This is a genomic window from Stutzerimonas stutzeri KOS6 (genome assembly GCF_000307775.2).
GTDB lineage: Bacteria > Pseudomonadota > Gammaproteobacteria > Pseudomonadales > Pseudomonadaceae > Stutzerimonas > Stutzerimonas stutzeri_B.
Window position 1 is genome coordinate 609,307 of record NZ_KK020676.1, and the last position, 21,677, is coordinate 630,983.

Annotated in this window: 18 protein-coding genes; 10 read left to right on the forward strand and 8 right to left on the reverse strand. The window is 64.1% G+C overall.

What is annotated here, in order from left to right; translation table 11 throughout:
• Positions 1 to 68 precede the first annotated feature (68 nt).
• On the forward strand, positions 69 to 1,061 hold the full coding sequence (locus B597_RS31160) for an SDR family oxidoreductase (protein ID WP_003294014.1): 993 nt from the start codon (positions 69 to 71) through the stop codon (positions 1,059 to 1,061).
• Positions 1,062 to 1,070: 9 nt separating this feature from the next.
• On the opposite strand, the gene B597_RS31165 is transcribed toward B597_RS31160, so the two are convergent.
• Positions 1,071 to 1,259 (reverse strand): hypothetical protein, encoded by a 189-nt coding sequence (locus tag B597_RS31165; protein ID WP_003294016.1) that lies wholly within the window; start codon positions 1,257 to 1,259, stop codon positions 1,071 to 1,073.
• A 295-nt stretch (positions 1,260 to 1,554) separates the two neighbouring features.
• Between B597_RS31165 and B597_RS31170 the strand changes: the two genes are divergently transcribed.
• Positions 1,555 to 2,067 (forward strand): LEA/WHy family protein, encoded by a 513-nt coding sequence (locus tag B597_RS31170; RefSeq protein WP_003294018.1) that lies wholly within the window; start codon positions 1,555 to 1,557, stop codon positions 2,065 to 2,067.
• A gap of 195 nt (positions 2,068 to 2,262) precedes the next feature.
• Positions 2,263 to 3,192, forward strand: coding sequence for an EamA family transporter (locus B597_RS31175; protein WP_024161843.1), 930 nt, complete (start codon positions 2,263 to 2,265; stop codon positions 3,190 to 3,192).
• Between the two features lie 37 nt (positions 3,193 to 3,229).
• Here the strand turns inward: B597_RS31175 and treF are convergent, their stop codons facing one another.
• Both treF and B597_RS31185 read right to left on the reverse strand, forming a co-directional pair.
• Complete coding sequence (treF, locus tag B597_RS31180; RefSeq protein ID WP_003294021.1) at positions 3,230 to 4,870, reverse strand: alpha,alpha-trehalase TreF; 1,641 nt, start codon at positions 4,868 to 4,870, stop codon at positions 3,230 to 3,232.
• Complete coding sequence (locus B597_RS31185) at positions 4,867 to 5,634, reverse strand: SDR family NAD(P)-dependent oxidoreductase (RefSeq protein WP_003294022.1); 768 nt, start codon at positions 5,632 to 5,634, stop codon at positions 4,867 to 4,869. Before B597_RS31185 ends, treF begins: the two co-directional genes overlap by 4 nt.
• 199 nt (positions 5,635 to 5,833) lie before the next feature.
• On the opposite strand from B597_RS31185, the gene rarD reads away from it, so the two are divergent.
• Positions 5,834 to 6,724: an EamA family transporter RarD gene (gene rarD / locus B597_RS31190; protein ID WP_003294024.1), complete on the forward strand. Its 891-nt coding sequence runs from the start codon at positions 5,834 to 5,836 to the stop codon at positions 6,722 to 6,724.
• 3 nt (positions 6,725 to 6,727) lie between these two features.
• Here the strand turns inward: rarD and B597_RS31195 are convergent, their stop codons facing one another.
• The gene (locus B597_RS31195; protein WP_003294025.1) at positions 6,728 to 7,252 is read right to left on the reverse strand and encodes a glycine cleavage system transcriptional repressor; all 525 of its coding nucleotides are present in this window, start codon (positions 7,250 to 7,252) and stop codon (positions 6,728 to 6,730) included.
• A 226-nt stretch (positions 7,253 to 7,478) separates the two neighbouring features.
• Here B597_RS31195 and B597_RS31200 point away from each other — a divergent pair, with 226 nt between their 5' ends.
• The 3 genes from B597_RS31200 (at position 7,479) to B597_RS31210 (ending at position 12,560) form a co-directional block, all read left to right on the forward strand.
• Entirely contained in the window at positions 7,479 to 9,659 is a 2,181-nt protein-coding gene (locus B597_RS31200; RefSeq protein WP_003294026.1) for a malate synthase G, read from the forward strand.
• Between the two features lie 262 nt (positions 9,660 to 9,921).
• Positions 9,922 to 11,856, forward strand: coding sequence for a putative nucleotidyltransferase substrate binding domain-containing protein (locus tag B597_RS31205; RefSeq protein WP_003294027.1), 1,935 nt, complete (start codon positions 9,922 to 9,924; stop codon positions 11,854 to 11,856).
• A complete protein-coding gene (locus B597_RS31210) occupies positions 11,853 to 12,560 on the forward strand; it encodes a 3'-5' exonuclease (RefSeq protein ID WP_003294029.1) in 708 nt (235 codons plus the stop codon). The genes B597_RS31205 and B597_RS31210 overlap by 4 nt, the downstream gene beginning before the upstream one ends.
• Before the next feature lie 174 nt (positions 12,561 to 12,734).
• Here B597_RS31210 and B597_RS31215 read toward each other — a convergent pair whose 3' ends face one another.
• The 4 genes from B597_RS31215 to B597_RS31230 all read right to left on the reverse strand — a co-directional run bounded on the left by B597_RS31215 (position 12,735) and on the right by B597_RS31230 (position 16,474).
• Positions 12,735 to 13,253, reverse strand: coding sequence for a hypothetical protein (locus B597_RS31215; RefSeq protein WP_003294030.1), 519 nt, complete (start codon positions 13,251 to 13,253; stop codon positions 12,735 to 12,737).
• 98 nt (positions 13,254 to 13,351) lie between these two features.
• Complete coding sequence (locus tag B597_RS31220; RefSeq protein ID WP_003294031.1) at positions 13,352 to 15,121, reverse strand: sodium:solute symporter family protein; 1,770 nt, start codon at positions 15,119 to 15,121, stop codon at positions 13,352 to 13,354.
• A 5-nt stretch (positions 15,122 to 15,126) separates the two neighbouring features.
• Complete coding sequence (locus B597_RS31225; protein WP_003294033.1) at positions 15,127 to 15,390, reverse strand: DUF4212 domain-containing protein; 264 nt, start codon at positions 15,388 to 15,390, stop codon at positions 15,127 to 15,129.
• Between the two features lie 574 nt (positions 15,391 to 15,964).
• Complete coding sequence (locus B597_RS31230; RefSeq protein ID WP_003294035.1) at positions 15,965 to 16,474, reverse strand: retropepsin-like aspartic peptidase RloA2; 510 nt, start codon at positions 16,472 to 16,474, stop codon at positions 15,965 to 15,967.
• A gap of 177 nt (positions 16,475 to 16,651) precedes the next feature.
• Between B597_RS31230 and dbpA the strand changes: the two genes are divergently transcribed.
• The 3 genes from dbpA to B597_RS31245 all read left to right on the forward strand — a co-directional run bounded on the left by dbpA (position 16,652) and on the right by B597_RS31245 (position 21,659).
• Positions 16,652 to 18,031 carry an ATP-dependent RNA helicase DbpA gene (gene dbpA, locus B597_RS31235; RefSeq protein ID WP_003294037.1) on the forward strand — a complete coding sequence of 460 codons (1,380 nt, stop codon included), beginning with the start codon at positions 16,652 to 16,654 and terminating at the stop codon, positions 18,029 to 18,031.
• A 207-nt stretch (positions 18,032 to 18,238) separates the two neighbouring features.
• Entirely contained in the window at positions 18,239 to 20,431 is a 2,193-nt protein-coding gene (gene yccS, locus B597_RS31240) for a YccS family putative transporter (RefSeq protein ID WP_003294038.1), read from the forward strand.
• A 43-nt stretch (positions 20,432 to 20,474) separates the two neighbouring features.
• Positions 20,475 to 21,659 carry a BaiN/RdsA family NAD(P)/FAD-dependent oxidoreductase gene (locus tag B597_RS31245; protein WP_003294040.1) on the forward strand — a complete coding sequence of 395 codons (1,185 nt, stop codon included), beginning with the start codon at positions 20,475 to 20,477 and terminating at the stop codon, positions 21,657 to 21,659.
• The last annotated feature ends 18 nt before the right edge of the window (positions 21,660 to 21,677 follow it).

Sequence of the window (21,677 nt, forward strand, 5' to 3'; positions counted from 1 at the left end):
CTGCAACGGGTCGTCTTAGCAGGGCAGAGCTGCGTACTGATGCCGGCTTGCCAACTGGGGGATTGCTCATGCCTGAACCGATCGTGGTGATCTGCGGTGCGACCGCCGGGGTCGGCCGTGCGACGGCCGTGGCCTTCGCCAAGGCCGGCTACCACGTCGCGCTGATCGCCCGAGGCGAACAGGGCCTGCGCGATACCCGGGTACAAATCGCGGCGCTGGGCGTGAACGTCCTGGCGATTTCCGCCGACGTCGCCGATGCCGAGGCGCTGGATGCAGCGGCCACACGCATCGAGTCGGAGCTGGGGCCCATCGATGTCTGGGTGAATGCCGCGATGGCCACGGTGTTCGGTCCTGTCGTCACACTCAGCGCCGACGAGCTGCGCCGCGTCACCGAGGTGACCTACCTCGGCAGTGTGCACGGCACTCTCACGGCCCTGCGCTGCATGCGGCCGCGCGACCACGGCACCATCGTCCAGGTCGGCTCGGCGCTGGCCTATCGCGCGATTCCGCTGCAGTCGGCCTATTGCGGTGCCAAGTTCGCCATCCGCGGCTTCATCGACTCGTTGCGCTGCGAGCTCATTCATGAACGCAGTGCCATCCGCCTGACCATGGTCCAGTTGCCGGCGCACAACACGCCGCAATTCGACTGGGCACGCAACAAGATGAGCTGGCGCGCGCAGCCGGTCCCGCCGATTCACACCGCCGAAGTGGCAGCCCGAGCCATCCTCCGCGCGGCCCGGCAAGCACCGCGGGAGCTCTGGCTGGGGACCGCCAGTTTCAAGGCGATCCTCGGCACGCTGCTGATGCCCGGCCTGCTCGATCGCCTGCTCGCCCGCCAGGCCTGGGACGGCCAACTGACCGCCGAACGCGCCCCGGAGGAACGAGCGGACAACCTGTTCGAGCCTGTCGAGGGAATGCATCGGACCGATGGCCGTTTCGCCGGCCAGGCCAGGCCGCATGCAGTCGCCCTCAGTGCGGCGACAGCCAGCGGGCTGGCGGTCGCTACCGGCGCACTGCTGGCATTCGGCGTGGGCCTGGTGCTGGGGCGACGACGACGTTGACGCAATCCTTCACGAGCGCGGCCCGCGCTTGCGGCGGATGTTGATCCACGACAGCAGCGCCAGCGCCAGCATCGCACCGGCCATGTTGAAATTGCCAATGGCGGCATAGCCCAATGCCGCCAGCGTGCAGGCGCCCAGGCCCGTCCAGCGAACGGCGCTCAGCATGCGCTCTACAGCCTTGCTACGCGGCGCAGCCATCAGCGTCGTACCTGGCCCGACGCCTGGTCGAGCCAACATCGGAAAATGCTCATTGAACGCTCCTCTTGCCATGGCGGCACACAGGTCACCGACATGCTGTTCTGATGCAGCTGGCACACCCGGGTTCAACCGGCGGAACGCGAGGGGCAGGCCAGGGTCACTCATGCAAGGGCATCTGCAGTCGCGGAAAAACCGGATGCCCCGGGCAACATCGCCGACGGCTAGAGTGTCATCATCACCGCCCCGCTGCCATCGATCTGCTGCAGGACAACAGGATCTCGACAGGAAATCCCGAGTGAAAATATCTCCCACGCATCATCTGCAATCCCAGCCGCTGCGCCTGCTGCTGATCGCCCTGCTTGCCTCGCTGCTCGGCGCCTGCGCCGCCCTGTCGCCGCGCGACCCAGTCAATGTCCAGGTCGCCGGCATCCAGCCGCTGCAGGGCGAGGGGCTCGAAATCCGCTTCATGGTCAGGCTGCGCCTGCAGAACCCCAACGAGGGTGCCATCGACTACAGCGGCGTCGCGCTGGACCTGGAGGTCAACGGCCGGCGCCTGGCCAGTGGCGTCAGCGATCAACGCGGTACGGTAGCGCGCTTCGGTGAAACGGTGCTCAACGTGCCGGTGACCATCTCGGCCTTCTCCGCGGCGCGTCAGGCGCTGGGACTGACCGAGCAGGCCGACCTCGGCGAAGTGCCCTACGTCTTGCGCGGCAAGCTCGCCGGCGGCCTGTTCGGCACCCAGCGCTTCGTCGACAAGGGCACCCTCGACCTGTCTCCGCTGACGGCGAACCCCTATCGCCAGCGCTGATGCACGGCATGCCGACTTGCTGTCGCCATTCGAGCCGGCGATCATTCGGCCCTTTGCGCGCAGGCACGCCTGTAGAGCGAGCCATGCTCGCGAACCGGCCCACTGCAAAACTTCGCGGGCATGGCCCGCTCGTGCGATAGAGCTTCGCGACGACGCGGCTTGCGGCGAAACGGCAAACCCTGACAAGAGAACCCCATGTCCACGCCCCCCGCAGTTGCTCTCGCAGCGACGCCCTTTCCCCGCCATATCGCCGTGCTTCTGCTGCTCTGCCTCGGCTGCGCATTCGCCGGCAACCACATCGCGGCACGGATAGCCTTCGACGACGGCGCCGGCGTGCTGCTGGCGATCCTGCTGCGCTCCGGCGGCACCCTGCTGGCGCTCGCTGCCCTGGTGGCCTGGCAAGGCGAACGTATTCGCCTGGGCGCTGCCACCTGGCGCTGGCAACTGCTGCTCGGCCTGCTGATCGCAACGCAAAGCCTGTGCCTGTATTCGGCCGTGGCTCGCATACCCGTGGCCATCGCATTGCTGGTGGCGAACCTGTTTCCGATCCTGCTGGCCCTGCTGACCTGGGCACTGGGCGGGCCCAGACCGACGGCGCGCACTGCAGCACTGATGGGGGTGATCCTCGTCGGTCTGGGGCTGGTGCTGGACGTGCCGGCCTGGCTGACCAGCGACCGGAGCGGCGGCCCGCAGTGGGTACTCGGCGTGACGCTGGCATTCTGCGCCGCCACGGCCTTCGCCAGCGCACTCTGGGTCACCGATCACAAGCTGTCGACGGTACGCGGCTCGGTGCGCAGCATGCTGACCATGCTGGTCGTGTTCGCCAGCGCCAATCTCGCCGGCTTCGGCGGGGTGCTGCCCGGCGGGCTCGACCTGCCGGGCAGCAGCACCGGCTGGCTGGCGCTGGCGACACTGGTGGTGCTCTACGGCAGCGGTTTCATCACGCTGTTCGTCTCGGTGCCGCGGCTGGACATGCCGCGCAACGCGCCGGTGATGAACGTCGAGCCACTCGCCAGCCTGCTGCTGGGCTGGCTGGTGCTCGACCAGATGCTCAATCCGGGACAGATCGTTGGCGGCCTGATCGTCGTCGCCGGCATCGTCCTGCTGACCTACCGCCGCCAGTGAACGGCCGCAACGACGCCCTCGACCGGTAGCCCGGCCGTCACGGCTCGACTCCCGCCTTGCGCTGGAGATCGTCCGCCCACGGCGCTCGACAGTGACCGGCACGGCAGCGATTGGCCTGATGGCCGGGGTCTTCCTGCATCAGTTTGCGGGTGACGCCGTTGGTCCAGCCGAAGCCATCCTGCAGCGGATATTCGCCGCCACCGGCATGCTCGGTACAGGGCCGCAGCACATATTTCTCCACCAGTTTGCTCTCGCGTTCGAACAGGTGGCCGACGATGCTCAGCCAGCGCGCCTCGATGTCCAGCGCCAGCTCGTCGTGGCCGTAGTGCTGCAAGCCGCGAATGGCGATCCATTGCAGCGGTGCCCAGCCATTGGGCTGGTCCCACTGTTCACCGCTGCCACTGATCTCGGTGGTCGACAACCCGCCCGGCGCCAGCAGCCGCCTGTGCACCACCGCGGCAACCGCATCCGCCTGCGCGGCGCTGGCCATCTGCACGAACAGCGGTGCCAATGTGGCGGCAGTAAGGTTGTCGCGCTGCCGGCCACGTTGCCAGTCGTAGTCGAAATAGGCGCCGGCACGCGGGTTCCACAGATAACGGTCGATGGCTGCCAGGCGGACCTGTGCGCGACGGGCGAACTCGCTGGCACAGGCCTGCCGGCCCTTCACCGCCGACAGCTCGCCGATCTGCCGCTCGAGCCGATAGAGCAGCGCGTTGAGGTCTATCGGCAGGATGCCGGTGGTGCGGATGGTGGCCAGCCGATGGGCATCGTCCAGCCAGCGCGAGCTGAAGTCCCAACCCGATTCGGCACCGGCACGCAGGTCGCGATAAACCTCGTGGTGTGGCCGACCGCTGGCACGTGCGGTCTCGACGTCCTCGCGATACGACTCCTCGCGCGGCGTGTCGCGCTCATCCCAGTAGCGATTGAGCACCACGCCATCGGCCAGGCAGACGCAGCGCCGATGCGCCTCGCCCGGACGCAGCGCCTCGGCACCCTCCATCCAGAAGGCGTATTCCTTGTGCAGTTGCGGCAGGTAATCACTGGCCCGGTGCACGCCGTTCTCCTCGAACAGCTCGGTCATCAGGGCAAATACCGGCGGCTGCGAGCGACCCAGGTAGTAGGTGCGGTTGCCATTGGGCACGTGGCCGTAGGTATCGATCAGGTAGGCGAAGTTGTCCGCCATCGAGCGCAGCAGATCGCAATGTCCGCTCTCGTCCAGGCCCAGCATGGTGAAGTAGGAGTCCCAGTAGTACAGCTCGGTGAAACGCCCGCCCGGCACCACGTAGTCGTAAGGCAACGGCAGCAGCGAGGAATATTCGGGGTGGTCCTGCGGATGCCGGGTCAGGACCGGCCAGAGCCGGTCGATGTGCTCGGCCAGGCTGTCGTCGGGATTGGCGACGAATTCCTTGGCCGGCACCTCATAGCGGCGGAAATGCTCGTGCACGAAGGCGCTGAGATCGAAGCCGGGCTGGTCGCAGCGGGCACGGTAGTCGTCGAGGATCGCTTCGGGATGCCGGCGCGGCTCGCAATCGACGAAGGTCTTGCTGTCGGCAAAGACCCGCTGCATCTGCACCGCGACGAACAGCTCCTGATAGCGTTCGGCGGGGCTGAGCGTGTCGGCCAGCGAGATGGCGCGGGCATCGTGGTCGAACGGCTGGTACGGCGGGATATCGGTCATTGCTCGCTATAATTCCATAGCAGGCCGCCATCGACCACCAGTGTGGTCCCGGTGATGTACTCGGCATCCGCAGAAGCCAGAAAGGCGACGACGCCAGCGATGTCGTGTGGCCGGCCGAGGCGCCCGGCCGGGATGTTCTGCAGCAGGCTGGCAAGCTTGTCCGGCTGATTCATCAGTTCACGGTTGATTGGCGTCTCCACCGCGCCCGGGGCCACGTTGTTCACCGTGATACCCAGTGGGGCGAGTTCGATGGCGATATTGCGCATCAGCATCTTCAGGCCGCCCTTGCTCGCGCAGTAGGCGGTGAAGTTGGGGTGCGGCAATTCCTCGTGCACCGAGCTGTTGTTGATGATGCGACCGCCGCGGCCCTGCTCGCGCAGATACCGGGCAAACGCCTGGGCGAGGAAGAACGGTCCGCGCAGGTTGACATCGAGTACCTGGTCATATTCGTCTTCCTCGGCATCGAGAAATGCGGCGTGCTTCTGCACCCCGGCATTGTTGACCAGAATGTCCAGTCGCCCCATCTGCTCGATGCTCTCGCGCACCAGTCGTTGGCACTGCTCGACCTCGCTGACATCGGCCGCGATGAAGCAGGTGCGCCGCCCGAGGGCGCGCACCTGCTCCAGGCTCTGGCGAGCCTGTTCGTCCTCTTCGCGACCGTTGATGACGATGTCGGCACCCTCCTCGGCCAGGCGCACGGCGATCCCGCGACCGATACCGTGGGTACTGCCGGTGACCAGAGCCACCTGATTCTGCAAGCGCATTGCTTACCTCCGCATGCACGTCGCCGGAGCGCGACGCCGTCTCGATTGGCGATGCAGATCAGACGAGGGGCGCCGTCACGCGTTCCCTGCCGAGGGTAGCGGGTCGCATGGTGTTCCGACGTTGTTAGCTCGCTAATCTTTCTCTCCTGCGGACAAAAGCGCAAAATGACCGGCTCTCCGCTACCCGTCGAAGGACGCCATGGCTACCGCCGATCTGCGCAAGGGTTATCTGCTGGGGCTGGCCACTTTCAGCATCTGGGGCATGTTCCCCCTCTACTTCAAGGCACTCGAACAGTACGGCGCGCTCGAGATCGTTACCCAGCGGGTGATCTGGTCGGCGGTGTTCGGCTCGCTGGTGCTGCTGGTCTGGCGCCACCCGGGCTGGTGGCGCGAATTGCTGGCGCATCCACGGCGCCTCGGCGTACTCGGCATCTCCAGCGTGCTGATCGCCGCCAACTGGCTGATCTACGTCTGGGCGGTGAACCACGACAGGATGGTCGAGGCCAGCCTGGGCTATTACATCAACCCGCTGGTCAACGTGCTGCTCGGCATGATCGTGCTGCGCGAGCGGCTGCGCCCGCTGCAATGGCTGGCCGTGGCGATGGCCACCGTCGGCGTCAGCCTGCAGTTGCTCATGCTTGGCGAATTCCCGTGGATTTCCATGGTGCTGGCACTGAGCTTTGGCAGCTACGGCCTGCTGCGCAAGCTGGCACCGGTCGCCGCGCTGCCCGGACTGGTGGTGGAAACCTGGCTACTGTTGCCGGTAGCACTGGCCTGGCTGTTCTGGTTCAGCAGCGGCACGAGCACCGAGCCGGCCTTCTGGACCAGCAGCGACGCGCTCTTGCTGATGGCCGCCGGGCCGGTGACGCTGATCCCGTTGCTCGGCTTCAACGCCGCCGCGCGCCACCTGCCGTATTCGACCCTCGGCTTCCTGCAGTACCTGACCCCGACGCTGCTGCTGGTCCTCGCCGTGCTGGTGTTCGGCGAGCCCTTCCCGGTGGACAGGCGACTGGCGTTCTTCTGCATCTGGGCGGGCCTTGCGGTGTACAGCCTGGACGCCTGGCGGGTGATGCGCAAAAGCGCCGGCTGAAGGCTACGATTGCTCGGTCGGCTGCAGCTTGAGCTCGACCATCAGGTCGTCGGCGAGGGTTTCCAGGCGCTGCTGCAGAACCTCCAGCGACAGCTCGCTGGGCACCGCCAGGCGAACCTCGGCGCGGAACAGCAGCTCGCTGCTCATCGGCGCCGGCAGTACCTCGGTGTCCAGGCTTTCCAGATTGACGCCGTGCTCGGCGAGCAGTCGGGTAATGTCGCGCACGATGCCAGGGCGGTCGTTGCCGACCAGTTCCAACTGGATTTCCTGCCAGCTGGCCGTCGGCTCCGCACCACTCTGCGCCATCAGTACACGAATGCCCTGTGCCTGCAGATCCTGCAGCGCGGCTGCGAGTTCGGCATGAGCCTCCGGCGGCACGGCCACCCGCAGGATGCCGGCGAACTGCCCGGCCATGCGCGACATGCGGCTCTCCAGCCAGTTGCCACCGTGATCGGCGATGCACTTGGCCAGCCGCTCGACCAGGCCGGGCTGATCTTCGGCAATGACGGTGAGGACGAGGTGATCCATGAACGGCTCCTTTGGCGGTTTATCACTCGCCCGTTGGCGAGGCCTCATAGGTATAGCAGGCACACGCTCCGCTGACAGCACCACCGGCCCGGGCATGGCCGCAAAGGCAACACAACCGGCTCTTTCAGCCGACTGATTTTCCCCGGCGCTTCATGTAGTATCCGCCGACTCGGACTACACGACACGAAACTGTCCGTCGAATTAGAAGAACCAAGTGAGGCGAGTAATGACTGAGCGCGTTCAAGTCGGTGGCCTGCAGGTCGCCAAAGTCCTGTACGACTTCGTTAACAACGAGGCGATCCCCGGCACTGGCATCGATGCCGCCGCCTTCTGGGCCGGCGCCGACAGCGTCATCCACGACCTGGCGCCGAAGAACCGTGCCCTGCTGGCCAAGCGCGACGAGCTGCAGGCACAGATCGATGCCTGGCACCAGGCCCGCGCCGGTCAGGCTCACGACGCCGTGGCCTACAAGGCCTTCCTGCAGGAAATCGGCTACCTGTTGCCCGAAGCCGAAGACTTCCAGGCCACCACCGAGAACGTCGACGAAGAAATCGCCCGCATGGCCGGCCCGCAGCTGGTGGTGCCGATCATGAACGCGCGCTTCGCCCTGAACGCCGCCAACGCCCGCTGGGGCTCGCTGTATGACGCGCTCTACGGCACCGACGCCGTCTCCGAAGAAGGCGGCGCCAGCAAGGGCCCGGGCTATAACGAGATCCGCGGCAACAAGGTCATCGCCTACGCACGCAACTTCCTCAATGAAGCCGCACCGCTGGAAACCGGCTCCCACGTCGATTCCACCGGCTACCGCATCGAAGGCGGCAAGCTGGTCGTGTCGCTGAAGGACGGCAGCACCACCGCCCTGAAGAACCCGGCCCAGTTGCAAGGTTTCCAGGGCGACGCCAGCGCACCGATCGCCGTGCTGCTGAAGAACAACGGCATCCACTTCGAAATCCAGATCGACCCGGCCAGCCCGATCGGCCAGACCGATGCCGCCGGCGTGAAGGACATCCTGATGGAATCGGCGCTGACCACCATCATGGACTGCGAAGACTCCATCGCCGCCGTCGACGCCGACGACAAGACCATCGTCTACCGCAACTGGCTCGGCCTGATGAAGGGCGATCTGGTCGAAGAGCTGGACAAGGGCGGCAAGCGCATCACCCGCGCCATGAACCCGGACCGCGTCTACACCCAGGCCGACGGCAACGGCGAGCTGACCCTGCATGGCCGCTCGCTGCTGTTCATCCGTAACGTCGGTCACCTGATGACCAACGATGCCATCCTCGACAAGCAAGGCAACGAGGTGCCGGAAGGCATCATGGACGGCCTGTTCACCAGCCTGATCGCGGTGCACAACCTCAACGGCAATACCAGCCGCAAGAACACTCGCACCGGCTCGATGTACATCGTCAAGCCGAAGATGCACGGCCCGGAGGAAGTGGCCTTCGCCACCGAGCTGTTCGGCCGCGTCGAGGACGTCCTCGGCCTGCCGCGCAACACCCTCAAGGTTGGCATCATGGACGAGGAACGTCGTACCACGATCAACCTCAAGGCCTGCATCAAGGAAGCGCGCGAGCGCGTGGTGTTCATCAACACCGGCTTTCTCGACCGCACCGGTGACGAGATCCACACCTCCATGGAAGCCGGCCCGATGGTCCGCAAGGCGGCCATGAAGGCCGAGAAGTGGATCAGCGCCTACGAAAACAACAACGTCGACGTGGGCCTGGCCTGCGGCCTGCAGGGCCGCGCGCAGATCGGCAAGGGCATGTGGGCCATGCCTGACCTGATGGCCGCCATGCTCGAGCAAAAGGTCGGCCATCCCATGGCCGGCGCCAACACCGCCTGGGTACCGTCGCCGACCGCCGCTACCCTGCACGCCATGCACTACCACAAGATCGACGTGCAGGCGCGTCAGGTCGAACTGGCCAAGCGCGAGAAGGCTTCGGTCGACGACATCCTCACCATCCCGCTGGCGCCAGACACCAACTGGAGCGAGGAAGAGAAGCGCAACGAGCTGGACAACAACTCGCAGGGCATCCTCGGCTACATGGTCCGCTGGGTCGAACAGGGTGTCGGCTGCTCCAAGGTACCGGACATCAACGATGTCGCACTGATGGAAGACCGCGCCACCCTGCGCATCTCCAGCCAGCACGTGGCCAACTGGATGCGTCACGGCGTGGTGACCAAGGACCAGGTTCTCGAAAGCCTCAAGCGCATGGCGCCGGTGGTTGACCGCCAGAACCAGGGTGATCCGCTGTATCGTCCGATGGCGCCGGACTTCGACAACAGCGTGGCCTTCCAGGCTGCCCTGGAGCTGGTCCTCGAAGGCACCAAGCAGCCCAACGGCTACACCGAGCCGGTGCTGCACCGCCGCCGTCGCGAGTTCAAGGCCAAGAACGGTCTTTGACCCGCGAGAGCGCCCTTCGAGGGCGGACAGGCTGCAGACGAACCCCGCCCCTACGGCGGGGTTCGTCTTTCTGGCACCTGGCCGCCGCCAAATCCCACGGCTCGAACGGCTCTTCAGGCCGGTGCGATGCCGCAGCAGCGCAATAGCGCGAAACACCAAGCTGACCCCGATCAGCTCGCGCACGCCCCCGGCTGACTAGACTTACGTCCAATTGGGTCGGGGTGCCCCGCAGCCCACCATTAAACAAAAATGGAAGCCAACCATGAGCACACCCGACGCCTTCTCCCAGGCTGGCAAGACGGCTGTACTGCAGAACATCCATGGCACGATGGAATTCCTGCGCAAGTACGCCCCGTTCAACCAGATGGAGCCGGCCCATCTCGCCTATCTGGTGGAGAACTGTCAGCTGCGCTTCTATGCCGAAGGCGACTGCATCATTTCACCCGACGACGGCGTGGTGCAGAACTTCTATATCGTCAAGCAGGGTCGTGTGCATGGCCAGCGACCGCATACCGCCAAGCGCGGCACCGACACCACGTTCGAAGTCATCGTCGGCGAATGCTTCCCGATGGCCGCCCTCATGGGCGAGCGGGCCACGCGCACCGCGCACCTGGCAGCCGAAGACACGTTCTGCTTCCTGCTGAACAAGGCAGCCTTCGTCAAGCTGGTGTCCAGCTCAGACGTTTTCCGCGATTTCGCGATACGCGGCGTCAGCAGCCTGCTCGACCTGGTCAACCAGCAGGCGCAGATGCGTGCCGTGGAGAGCCTCGGCGAGAACTTTTCGCTGGAAACCAGCATCGGCGAACTGGCCCTGCAGCACCCGGTTTCCTGTCTGCCCAGCCGGCCGCTGAACGAGGCAGTGGCAATGATGCACGAGGAGAATGTCGGCAGTATCGTCATCGTCGACGAGGCGCTGCATCCACAAGGCATCTTCACCCTGCGCGATTTGCGACGGGCCGTCGGCACCGGCACCACGGACCTGAGCCAGCCAATCTCGCAGTTCATGACGCACGACCCCTTCTACCTGCCTCCGGATTCGACCGCCTTCGATGCGGCAATCGCGATGACCGAGCGGCACATCGCCCATGTCTGCGTGGTGGAAGACGGCCTGCTGCGTGGCGTGATCTCCGAACGCGACCTGTTCTCCCTGCAGCGCGTGGATCTGGTGCATCTGGCGCAGACCATTCGCCATGCCGAACACGTCGAGGCGCTGGTGGTCATCCGCAGCCGCATCCGGCAACTGGTCGACAACATGCTCGCCCACGGCGCGTCGTCGATGCAGATCACCCACATCGTCACCTTGCTCAACGATCACACCGTGTGCCGAGTCATCGAGCTGGCCATCAAGCACATGGGGGACCCGGGCATTCCATTCACCTGGCTGTGCTTCGGCAGCGAAGGTCGCCAGGAGCAGACCCTCTACACCGACCAGGACAACGGCATGCTCTTCGAGGCCGCCGATGCCGCCGACGCCGCCCATATCCGCGGGCGCCTGCTGCCACTGGCCGAGCGCATCAACCGCGATCTCGACACCTGCGGCTTCACCCTGTGCAAGGGCAACATCATGGCCAGCAATCCGCAGCTGTGCCTGTCGCGCCAGGAGTGGAGACGGCGCTTCAGCTCGTTCATCCGCGAGGCCACGCCGGAAAACCTGCTGGGCAGCACCATCTATTTCGACCTGCGCAGCATCTGGGGACCTTCGGAAGGCTGCGAGCAACTGCGTCAGGACCTGCTGGATGAAATCCGCGAAAACAGCCTGTTCCAACGCATGATGGCCGACAACGCACTGCGGCACCGCCCGCCGGTGGGACGCTTTCGCGACTTCGTGGTGGCGCGCAAGGGCGAAGGCAAGGACACCCTGGACCTCAAGATACAGGGCCTCACGCCCTTCGTTGATGGCGCTCGCCTATTGGCCCTGAGCCACGACATCGGTACCTGCAACACCCTCGAGCGGCTGCGCAAACTGGTGGAAAAGGGGGTCATCGAGAAAAAGGATGGCGCGGCCTACGAAGAGGCCTATCACTTCATTCAGCAGACCCGCATGCAGCATCATCAGCAACAGGCACGCGACGGACTGCCCTATTCCAACCGCCTGGATCCGGATACGCTCAACGTGCTCGACCGTCGCATCCTGCGCGAGTCCTTCCGCCAGGCGCAGCGTTTGCAGGCCAGTCTCGCGGTGCGCTATCAGTTATGAGCATGTTCTGGTTCAACCCACGCGGCCCGAAGCTGCCCCAAGAGCAACAACGTCGCGTTGCCGAACTGCCACGGGCATCGCTGCCCAAGGCCATCCCCCTGCGTGAACAGCGGCTGGTCGTACTCGATCTGGAAACCACCGGGCTGCACCTCAAGCGCGATCTGGTCATCGCCATCGGCGCGGTGGTCATTGAAGACGGAGCCATCGTCTATTCCCAGCAGTTCGAGTGCACCCTGTGCCGTCAGGTCAAGGTCACCGAAAGCGTTCTGATCCACGGCATCGCGCCCAGCGAGCTGGCCAGCGGCCTGCCACCGGCAGAAGCTCTGCTCAGCTTCATGGAATTCGCCGCCGACAGTGTCATCCTGGCTTTTCACGCCCCTTTCGATCAGCGCATGCTGGCCCGCGCACTGAAGAACGAACTGGGATACAACCTGGAGCACACCTTCCTCGATGTAGCCGATCTGGCGCCCATGCTGTTTCCGGAAGCGATGATCCATCGCGGCGGCCTGGATCACTGGCTCGACTACTTCAACATCCACATCCCGCAGCGTCACAACGCTTCGGCCGATGCCATGGCCACGGCGGAAATCGCCCTGATCCTGCTCAATCGAGCTCAGCGTAACGGACTGCAGCAGTTCGACGAACTGGCACAACGACTCAGGTGCTGGCAACGCGCGCGCAAGGCCGCTTTCAACTCGATCTGAAGGCAAGCGCAGAACACCTCGAACCGCCTGTCGCTGACCGAAGGGTTCACGCTGATCGGCTTGCACGGAGCCCGATTCCCTCGCCCGGCCTGCGCTCCCAGGACAATCGTCAGCCCGGTGGCGAGCGCGCATCAGATGATGCTGACACGCGGAGCCGTAGGTCGGAGCTACCCGTTATCGGTCGCCTTCACAGATGGCCTGGTAAATCGGCGAGTCGACTTCCAGCTCGGTCAGCGTCTCGACCTTCGCCTCACCGGCCTCGTTCAGCCTGAACATAGCCCTTTCGGTGCAGATCACCTGATAGCTGGCGCTCTTTACGGTCGATGTCAGGTGTTGCTTCTCGAAACGGTACAGCACGAAGCGGCCAAGGCGGCCCTGTGCGGTGTCCTGTACCTGGGCGTTCGCGCCGTCCAGCACCGTATAGGCCAACGGCATCGGATACATCATCGTCCACGGGCGCCAGAGCATTTCGCCCTCTTCGCTCATGACGACCAGCGATCCTTCCGGCAGGCGCGCCTGCTTGGTTTCGAACCAGGTGTACTCGTAATGGATGGTGTAGCTCAGCATTCCCAGACCGGCGAAGGCGGGAATGATCCATTTCGGCAGCCGCTTACGCGTCAGTGAGCGCAGCAGCAGGCCGATACCGGCTCCCGCCACACCTGCGACGATTGCCGCGATTAGATGCCAGAACATATACGTCTCCCCCTAAAAAAATCGGGCTTCCATATGGAAGCCCGACTTCTACCTCAACCTTGTGTCAGAGCAGGTCTGACGTCCGGCTGCATTATCAGTTAGTGATCAAGCGCAACGCCAGCACCCTTCGGGGTACGAACGCTCTCGACCAGATCCTGAATCTCCTGCGGCGGAGCCTCGGTAGCCATCGAAACGGCGTAGGCAACAGCGAAGTTCAGAATCGCACCCACGGCACCGAAGGCCTGCGGGGAGATGCCCATCCACCACTGATCAGGCGTGTTCGGGATGCTTGCGGTGCCAGGGATGAAGAACCAGCCCAGGTACAGGAAGATGTACACGGCGGTACTCACCACACCGACCAGCATACCGGCGACAGCACCCTTGCTGTTCACGCGCTTGGAGAAGATACCCATCATCAGCGCCGGGAACAGGCTCGCTGCCGCGAGACCGAACGCCAGTGCCACCACCTGCGCGGCGAAGCCAGGTGGGTTCAGACCCAGCCAGGTTGCCAGCAGGATCGCTGCCGTCATGGACAGGCGAGCGGCCAGCATTTCATTTTTCTCGCTGATCTTCGGATTGATGAGTGTCTTGATCAGGTCATGACTGATGGCAGACGAGATCGCCAGCAGCAGACCCGCAGCAGTCGAGAGCGCAGCAGCGATTGCACCCGCAGCGATCAGACCGATGACCCAGCCCGGCAGGTTGGCGATTTCCGGGTTGGCCAGAACGATGATGTCATTGTTCACGGTCAGCTCGTTGCCGTTCCAGCCACGCTCGGTAGCGGTCGGAGTGAAGGCGGCGTTGGCGTCGTTGTACATCTGCACACGACCGTCAGCGTTCTTGTCTTCCCACTTGATCAGGCCAGTCTGTTCCCAGGTCTGGATCCACGCCGGACGATCTTCGTAGCGGATCGCTTCAGCCTGCGGGCCTTCCGGATAGATGGTATCTACCAGGTTCAGACGCGCCATCGAGCCAACGGCCGGGGCGGTGAGGTACAGCAGGGCGATGAAGATCAGCGTCCAGCCAGCGGACCAACGAGCATCGGCCACCTTCGGTACGGTGAAGAAGCGAATGATTACGTGCGGCAGGCCAGCGGTACCGATCATCAGCGACAGGGTGAACAGGAACATGTTCAGCTTGTTGTCGACGTCAGCGGTGTAGGCGGTGAAGCCGAGGTCGGTAACCACCTGGTTCAATTTTTCGAGCAGCGGCAGACCGGATTCGGTATGGGTACCGAACATGCCGAACATCGGGATCGGGTTGCCAGTCAGCTGCATGGCGATGAACACGGCCGGAATGGTGTAGGCGATGATCAGAACCACGTACTGCGCCACCTGGGTGTAGGTGATGCCTTTCATGCCGCCGAATACCGCGTAGGCGAACACGATGGCAGCAGCAATCCAGATACCAGCGGAGTTGCTCACTTCCAGGAAGCGGGAGAACGCCACACCAGCACCAGCCATCTGACCGATTACGTAGGTAACGGAGATGAGGATGAGGCAGACGACAGCTACCAGGCGAGCGCCACGGCTGTAGAAACGGTCACCGATGAAGTCCGGCACGGTGAATTTGCCGAACTTGCGCAGGTACGGCGCCAGCAGCATCGCCAGCAGCACGTAGCCACCGGTCCAGCCCATCAGGTACACGGAGGTGGCATAACCGCCGGAAGCGATCAGACCGGCCATGGAAATGAAGGAAGCCGCAGACATCCAGTCTGCCGCCGTTGCCATGCCGTTGGTTACCGGGTGAACACCACCACCAGCGACATAGAACTCTTTAGTTGACCCGGCGCGAGCCCATACCGCGATCCCGATATAGAGCAGGAACGAGGCGCCCACGAACAGCATGTTGATCCAATATTGGCTCATGGTGGTTACTCCTCAACCCCGAATTCCTTGTCCAGTTTGTTCAGCCGCCACGCGTAGTGGAAGATGATCGCAATGAACGTGATGATGGAGCCCTGTTGAGCAAACCAGAAGCCGAGATCGGTACCCCCGACGGGGATCCCGGAAAGCATGGGACGCAAGAGGATGGCAAAGCCATAAGAGACCAGAGCCCAAACCACGAGGCTCCATGTTATGAGGCGAACATTCGCCTTCCAGTACGCAGCAGCATTTTCTTTATCGTTGTCGGCCATTGACGTTCTCCGCCTTATTGTTATTGCAAGTGAAGGAAACCACATGGTGAATCTAACAAAGGTGCCTTATAGAATGAAAGCCCCGACTTTAGTCTGACAAACAAGGGCGACCGGCCATCAAGCGCCGCTACAGGGCCTCTCCACCCCGCCTCAGCGCATCAAAGCATTTTGCCATCACCTAGCCCAAAACCTTCGACGCAGACCGTCCGACCTCTCGTGCAGAGCGTTGGTCCACGAGGACGCGGGCGGATCACCCTGCTGCGCCGAAGCATGCTCCTACGACCGCCCGACCAGCAGATAACTAGTCCCTCTACATGGACTTACAACACCGAATTTAAAATTAACATTAGCGTACTAATTCCATAAAGCGGACCAATAAAGATATCCGCCAAGTGAAGACAACCAGAACATCAATAAATAAGGCACACATAAAGGCGAAATATAGATCTTCATATATTTCGCCTTTATTGCATTTCCGAAGGATTTTTGCGGCTGACAGGGTATAGCGGACCGGACGCCCGCTCCCGGAACGGTCACGCTGCTGCCATCGAAGCCTGCGTAGCGCGGGCCTGCCTCAGCAGGCCGGCTGGCCTGCCGTATATTTCTCGGTGGGATAGATTGCCGCGTTCAGATCGCGGATAGTCTCGGCGCCGATCAGCAGCGGGTAACTGAAATGGCTGCGGTCGGTGAGATTGACCTCCACTTCACGCAGCTGATCGCCGATGCACAGCTGCATGCCGATGATCGGCCGCTCGGCCCGCGGCGGCTCACTGCCAGGCTCCAGGTTCGCGAGCTCCTCGGCACGCGACTTGATCCGGCTGATGCCGATCAGCCGCTGCTCATAGAGGGTGTCGTCGGCGCCGTCGACGGCCAGGCGGAAGCGCACCCAGTCCTCGCCGTCGCGTTTGAACTGTTCGATGTCGCGTGCCGACAGCGAGGCGGTCATCGCACCGGTGTCCATCTTGGCGGGAAGGATCTTGCCGATCTCTTCGAGCTTGATCTGTTCGTACCGTCCGTAGAGGGTGGGCTCGGCCGCCAACGTCGGCAGCGCCAACAGCCCGGCAAGGAAAAGAACGCGAGACAAAACAACCTCCTGCGTGAAGCGAATGGGTTGCTTTCGATCGAATGGGCCTGTCGGGGTTCCGTCTGGCGGCCTTGCAAAACATTTCGCCATGCTGCCAACCCCGGCAGATCCAGAGTGCTACCCGGGCTACCGCGGCCTGATAGACTGCAGACCGATCCCTCTCCGAAGACTCTTTCCGTGCCCAGTACCACCTTTGCTTCGCTGCCCCTGTCTGCCGCCATGCTGGCCAATCTCGAGGCCCTCGGTTACGCGACGATGACCCCGATTCAGGCGCAAAGCCTGCCCGTCATGCTCAAGGGGCAGGACCTCATCGCCCAGGCCAAGACCGGCAGCGGCAAGACGGCCGCCTTCGGCATCGCCCTGCTCGACCCGCTGAACCCGCGCTATTTCGGCTGCCAGGCGCTGGTACTGTGCCCAACCCGCGAGCTTGCCGACCAGGTCGCCAAGGAACTGCGGCGGCTGGCGCGATCGGCGGACAACATCAAGATCCTCACCCTGTGCGGTGGCGTGTCGATCGGCCCGCAGATCGCATCGCTGGAACATGGCGCCCATGTCATCGTCGGCACGCCGGGGCGGGTCCAGGAACACCTGAAGAAAGGCACCCTGAAACTCGATGGCCTGAACACCCTGGTGCTTGATGAAGCCGATCGCATGCTCGACATGGGCTTCTACGATGCCATCGCCGAGATCATCGGCCAGACGCCCGCCAAGCGGCAGACCCTGCTGTTCTCCGCGACCTACCCGGCCGGTATCAAACAGCTTTCCGCGACCTTCATGCGCGACCCGCAGCAGGTGCGTATCGAGGCGCTGCACGACGATACGCAGATAGAACAGCGCTTCTACGAGATCGATCCCGAGCAACGCCTGGACGCCGTCGTGCGCCTGCTCGCCGCTTTCCGTCCGCAGAGCTGCGTGGCGTTCTGCTTCACCAAGCAGCAATGCCAGGAACTGGTGGAACAGCTGCACGCCAACGGTATTTCGGCCATGGCGCTCAATGGCGACCTGGAACAGCGTGACCGTGACCAGGTACTGGCGATGTTCGCCAATCGCAGCCTTTCGGTGCTGGTGGCCACGGATGTCGCGGCGCGCGGCCTGGATATCGATGCGCTGGACATGGTGATCAATGTCGAACTGGCGCGCGATCCCGAGATACACGTACACCGCGTCGGCCGTACCGGACGTGCCGGCAACCAGGGCCTCGCGGTCAGCCTGGTGGCGCCGGCTGAAGCCCATCGCGCCCAGGCCATCGAAACCCTGCAGAGGTCGCCGCTCAACTGGCAGCAGCTGAACGCGCTCACGGCCCAGACCGGCGCACCGCTGCAACCAGCGATGGTGACGCTGTGCATTGCCGCGGGGCGCAAGGACAAGCTTCGCCCCGGCGACATCCTTGGCGCGCTGACTGGCGACGCCGGCATTCCCGGCAGCCAGGTGGGCAAGATCGCCATCTTCGACTTCCAGGCCTTCGTCGCGGTCGAGCGTGACGTGGCCAGACAGGCGCTCAAACGGCTGAACGACGGCAAGATCAAAGGCCGCTCGCTGAAGGTGAGGCAGCTGTAAAACGGAAATCACGCGTCGCCATCGCCCCCCGGGTCCGTGCCGCGGGCAGGTCGATGCAGCAGGCAGGTCGATGCAGCAGGCACGATGGCGTTGCGGTGATACAGGAGGGTTGGCGGGTATAAGCTTTGCAGTACGATTCCGGACACACCGTGACAGCCGGGGCAGCGGAACCGTCCAATCCGTCCGCACCCCGTAATGGATCGATTCATGCCGCAACCCTCGCTCAGCCAATCCCTGCGTCGCCTCTGGGCGCTGGACAAGTTCGGCTACAGCCTGCGCGTACTGATCGCAATGGCTGGCAGCATGGGCCTGAGCTGGCAACTCGGGCAACCGACCCTGATCATCCCGCTGTTTCTCGGCATCATCGCCAGCGCCCTGGCGGAAACCGACGACAGCTGGCTGGGCCGGCTCAGCGCGCTACTGGTGACGCTGCTGTGCTTCAGCATCGCCGCCGTGGCAGTCGAGCTGCTGTTCCCCTATCCGTGGCTGTTCGTGCTCGGGCTGGCGCTATCCACGTTCGGCCTGGTCATGCTCGGGGCGCTCGGCGAGCGCTACGGGGCGATCGCCCAGGCCACGCTGATCCTGTCGATCTACGGCATGATCGCCGCCGACCAGCGCGCGGGCGAACTGCAGCACTTCTGGCGTGACCCTCTGTTGCTGGTCGCAGGTGCCGCCTGGTACGGCCTGCTGTCGGTGTGCTGGAACGCGCTGTTCGCCCACCAGCCCGTGCAGCAGAGCCTAGCCCGGCTGTATCGCGAGCTGGGCTTGTATTTCCGCTACAAGGCGGCGCTGTTCGAACCGGTACGCCAGCTGGATGTGGAGCAGCGCCGGCTCGAACTGGCACAGCAGAACGGGCGGGTGGTCAGCGCCCTCAACGCAGCCAAGGAAACGCTGCTGCACCGCCTGGGCAACGGCCGCCCCGGCAGCAAGATCAATCACTACCTGAAGCTGTACTTCCTTGCCCAGGACCTGCATGAACGGGTCAGCTCGTCGCATTATCCGTATCAGGCACTGGCCGAAGCCTTCTTCCACAGCGACGTACTGTTTCGCTGCCAGCGCCTGCTGCGTCTGCAGGCCAGCGCCTGTGCCGGGCTCGCAGAAGCGATCCAGCTGCGTCAGGTGTTCCGCTACAGTGAGGCCAACGCCCAGGCACTGGACGATCTGCAGGCCTCTCTGGAGCATCTACGCGAACAGAACAATCCGGCCTGGCGCGGCCTGTTGCGCTCGCTGCGCGCATTGTCGGCGAACCTGGCGACGCTGCAGCGCCAGCTCGCCAGTGCCAGCGATCCCGGTACGCTGGAGGGCGAGCAGGACAGCAGCCTGCTCGACCGTCAGCCGCAGACCCTGCGCGAGGCATTCGGCCGTATCCGCCAGCAGCTGACACCCACCTCCCTGCTGTTCCGCCACGCCCTGCGCATGACCATCGCGCTGGTGGCCGGTTACGCCGTGCTGCATGCGATTCACCCGGAGCAGGGCTACTGGGTGCTGCTGACCACCGTGTTCGTCTGCCAGCCGAACTATGGCGCCACGCGGATCAAGCTGGTGCAGCGTGTCGGTGGCACCGTACTGGGTCTGGTCGCCGGCTGGGCGCTGTTCGACCTGTTTCCCAGCCAGCAGGTGCAGGCGCTGTTCGCTGTCGTCGCCGGCGTGCTGTTCTTCGCCACCCGCAGCACCCGCTATACCCTGGCCACCGCGGCGATCACCCTGATGGTGCTGTTCTGCTTCAATCAGGTCGGCGATGGCTACGGGCTGATCTGGCCGCGGCTGTTCGACACCCTGCTCGGCAGCCTGATCGCGGCGACCGCGGTATTCCTGATCCTGCCGGACTGGCAGGGCCGGCGCCTCAACCAGGTGGTCGCCAATACGCTGAGCTGCAACAGCGACTACCTGCGCCAGATCATGCGCCAGTACGACAGCGGCAAGCGCGACGACCTGGCCTATCGGCTGGCCCGGCGCAACGCGCACAACGCCGATGCGGCGCTGTCCACCACGCTGTCGAACATGCTTCTGGAGCCCGGGCATTTCCGCAAGGAGGCCGAGACCGGCTTTCGCTTCCTGATCCTCTCGCACACCCTGCTGAACTATCTCTCCGGCCTGGGCGCGCACCGCGAGAGCCTGCCGGACGACGCCAGCGATGCGCTGCTCGAACGCGCGGCACAGCAACTGGCGTCCAGCCTCGACGACCTCGCCGCGGCGCTGGCACAGAAGCGCCCGGTGGCCATCTACAGCGAGGAGGAAGAAGCCCTGGCCCAACAGCTGGAACAGAGCCCGGACGAGATGGACGACGCCCATCGCCTGGTACAGACCCAGCTGGGGCTGATCTGTCGCCAGCTCGCGCCGCTGCGCAGCATGGCCGTGCACCTGCTCAAGCAGGGCGGAGAAACGCCCGCGCAGCCATGACAGCGCCGCGGTAAGATGCGCGGCTGCCAAGGGGGGGATTGCCGTGCTCAGTACAGACGTAACCATCATCGGCGCCGGCGCGGCCGGCCTGATGTGCGCCTTCACCGCCGCCGCACGCGGGCGCCGGGTGTTGCTGCTGGACCACGCCAACAAGGCCGGCAAGAAGATCCTCATGTCCGGCGGAGGGCGCTGCAACTTCACCAATCTGTATACCGAGCCGGCGAATTTTCTTTCCAGCAACCCGCATTTCTGCAAGTCGGCTTTGGCCCGCTACACCCAGTGGGATTTCATCGAGATGGTCAGCCGTCACGGCGTGCCCTATCACGAGAAGAAACTCGGCCAGCTGTTCTGCGACAACAAGGCCAGCGACATCCTCGACATGCTGCTGGAGGAGTGTGCCCTGGCCGGTGTCGATCTGCGCCTGGACACCGCCGTTGCGGCGATCGACCAGCATGACCAGGGTTACGCGCTGCAGACTGCCATCGGCGTGGTGCATTGCCAGTCACTGGTGATCGCCACGGGCGGCCTGTCGATCCCGACCCTGGGCGCCACCGGCTTCGGTTACCAGATCGCCCGTCAGTTCGGTCATACCGTGCTGCCGACACGGGCCGGGCTGGTGCCTTTCAGCATCACCGAGCCACAGCTCAAGACCATCTGCACCGAGCTGTCCGGCACCTCGGTGGAGGATTGCCTGGTCAGCTGCAACGGCCAGAGCTTTCGCGAAAACATCCTGTTCACCCATCGCGGCCTGTCCGGCCCGGCGATCCTGCAAATCTCCTCCTTCTGGCAACCCGGCGACGTGGTGCAGATCAACCTGCTGCCTCATCTTGAGCTGAGCGAGTGGCTGGCGGCGCAGAGGCAGGAGCGCCCCAATAGCGAGCTGAAAACCGTGCTCGGCGAGGTCTTCACGCGCAAGATGGCCGGCCTGCTGTGCGAACACTGGTTCGAATCCAGGGCGTTGAAGCAGTACACCGCGGGCGAGCTCGAAGCAATCGCCGAGCAACTGGGCAATTGGCGACTGGTACCGGCAGGCACCGAAGGCTACCGCACGGCAGAGGTGACGCTGGGTGGGGTGGATACCCGGGAAGTTTCGTCCAAGACCATGGAGTCGGGCAAAGCGGCCGGACTCTACTTCGTCGGCGAGGTGCTGGACGTCACCGGTCACCTGGGTGGGTTCAACTTCCAGTGGGCCTGGGCGTCGGGCTACGCGGCCGGCCAGTACGCCTAGCCACGTAAAGGGCGGAGC

What these genes read in the sequence shown, in the direction of transcription:
- B597_RS31160 (WP_003294014.1), top strand. Translation starts at nt 69, where the DNA reads ATGCCTGAACCGATCGTGGTGATCTGCGGTGCGACCGCCGGGGTCGGC.
- B597_RS31165 (WP_003294016.1), bottom strand. Translation starts at nt 1,259, where the DNA reads ATGGCTGCGCCGCGTAGCAAGGCTGTAGAGCGCATGCTGAGCGCCGTT.
- B597_RS31175 (WP_024161843.1), top strand. Translation starts at nt 2,263, where the DNA reads ATGTCCACGCCCCCCGCAGTTGCTCTCGCAGCGACGCCCTTTCCCCGC.
- treF (WP_003294021.1), bottom strand. Translation starts at nt 4,870, where the DNA reads ATGACCGATATCCCGCCGTACCAGCCGTTCGACCACGATGCCCGCGCC.
- B597_RS31185 (WP_003294022.1), bottom strand. Translation starts at nt 5,634, where the DNA reads ATGCGCTTGCAGAATCAGGTGGCTCTGGTCACCGGCAGTACCCACGGT.
- rarD (WP_003294024.1), top strand. Translation starts at nt 5,834, where the DNA reads ATGGCTACCGCCGATCTGCGCAAGGGTTATCTGCTGGGGCTGGCCACT.
- B597_RS31195 (WP_003294025.1), bottom strand. Translation starts at nt 7,252, where the DNA reads ATGGATCACCTCGTCCTCACCGTCATTGCCGAAGATCAGCCCGGCCTG.
- B597_RS31200 (WP_003294026.1), top strand. Translation starts at nt 7,479, where the DNA reads ATGACTGAGCGCGTTCAAGTCGGTGGCCTGCAGGTCGCCAAAGTCCTG.
- B597_RS31205 (WP_003294027.1), top strand. Translation starts at nt 9,922, where the DNA reads ATGAGCACACCCGACGCCTTCTCCCAGGCTGGCAAGACGGCTGTACTG.
- B597_RS31210 (WP_003294029.1), top strand. Translation starts at nt 11,853, where the DNA reads ATGAGCATGTTCTGGTTCAACCCACGCGGCCCGAAGCTGCCCCAAGAG.
- B597_RS31215 (WP_003294030.1), bottom strand. Translation starts at nt 13,253, where the DNA reads ATGTTCTGGCATCTAATCGCGGCAATCGTCGCAGGTGTGGCGGGAGCC.
- B597_RS31220 (WP_003294031.1), bottom strand. Translation starts at nt 15,121, where the DNA reads ATGAGCCAATATTGGATCAACATGCTGTTCGTGGGCGCCTCGTTCCTG.
- B597_RS31225 (WP_003294033.1), bottom strand. Translation starts at nt 15,390, where the DNA reads ATGGCCGACAACGATAAAGAAAATGCTGCTGCGTACTGGAAGGCGAAT.
- yccS (WP_003294038.1), top strand. Translation starts at nt 18,239, where the DNA reads ATGCCGCAACCCTCGCTCAGCCAATCCCTGCGTCGCCTCTGGGCGCTG.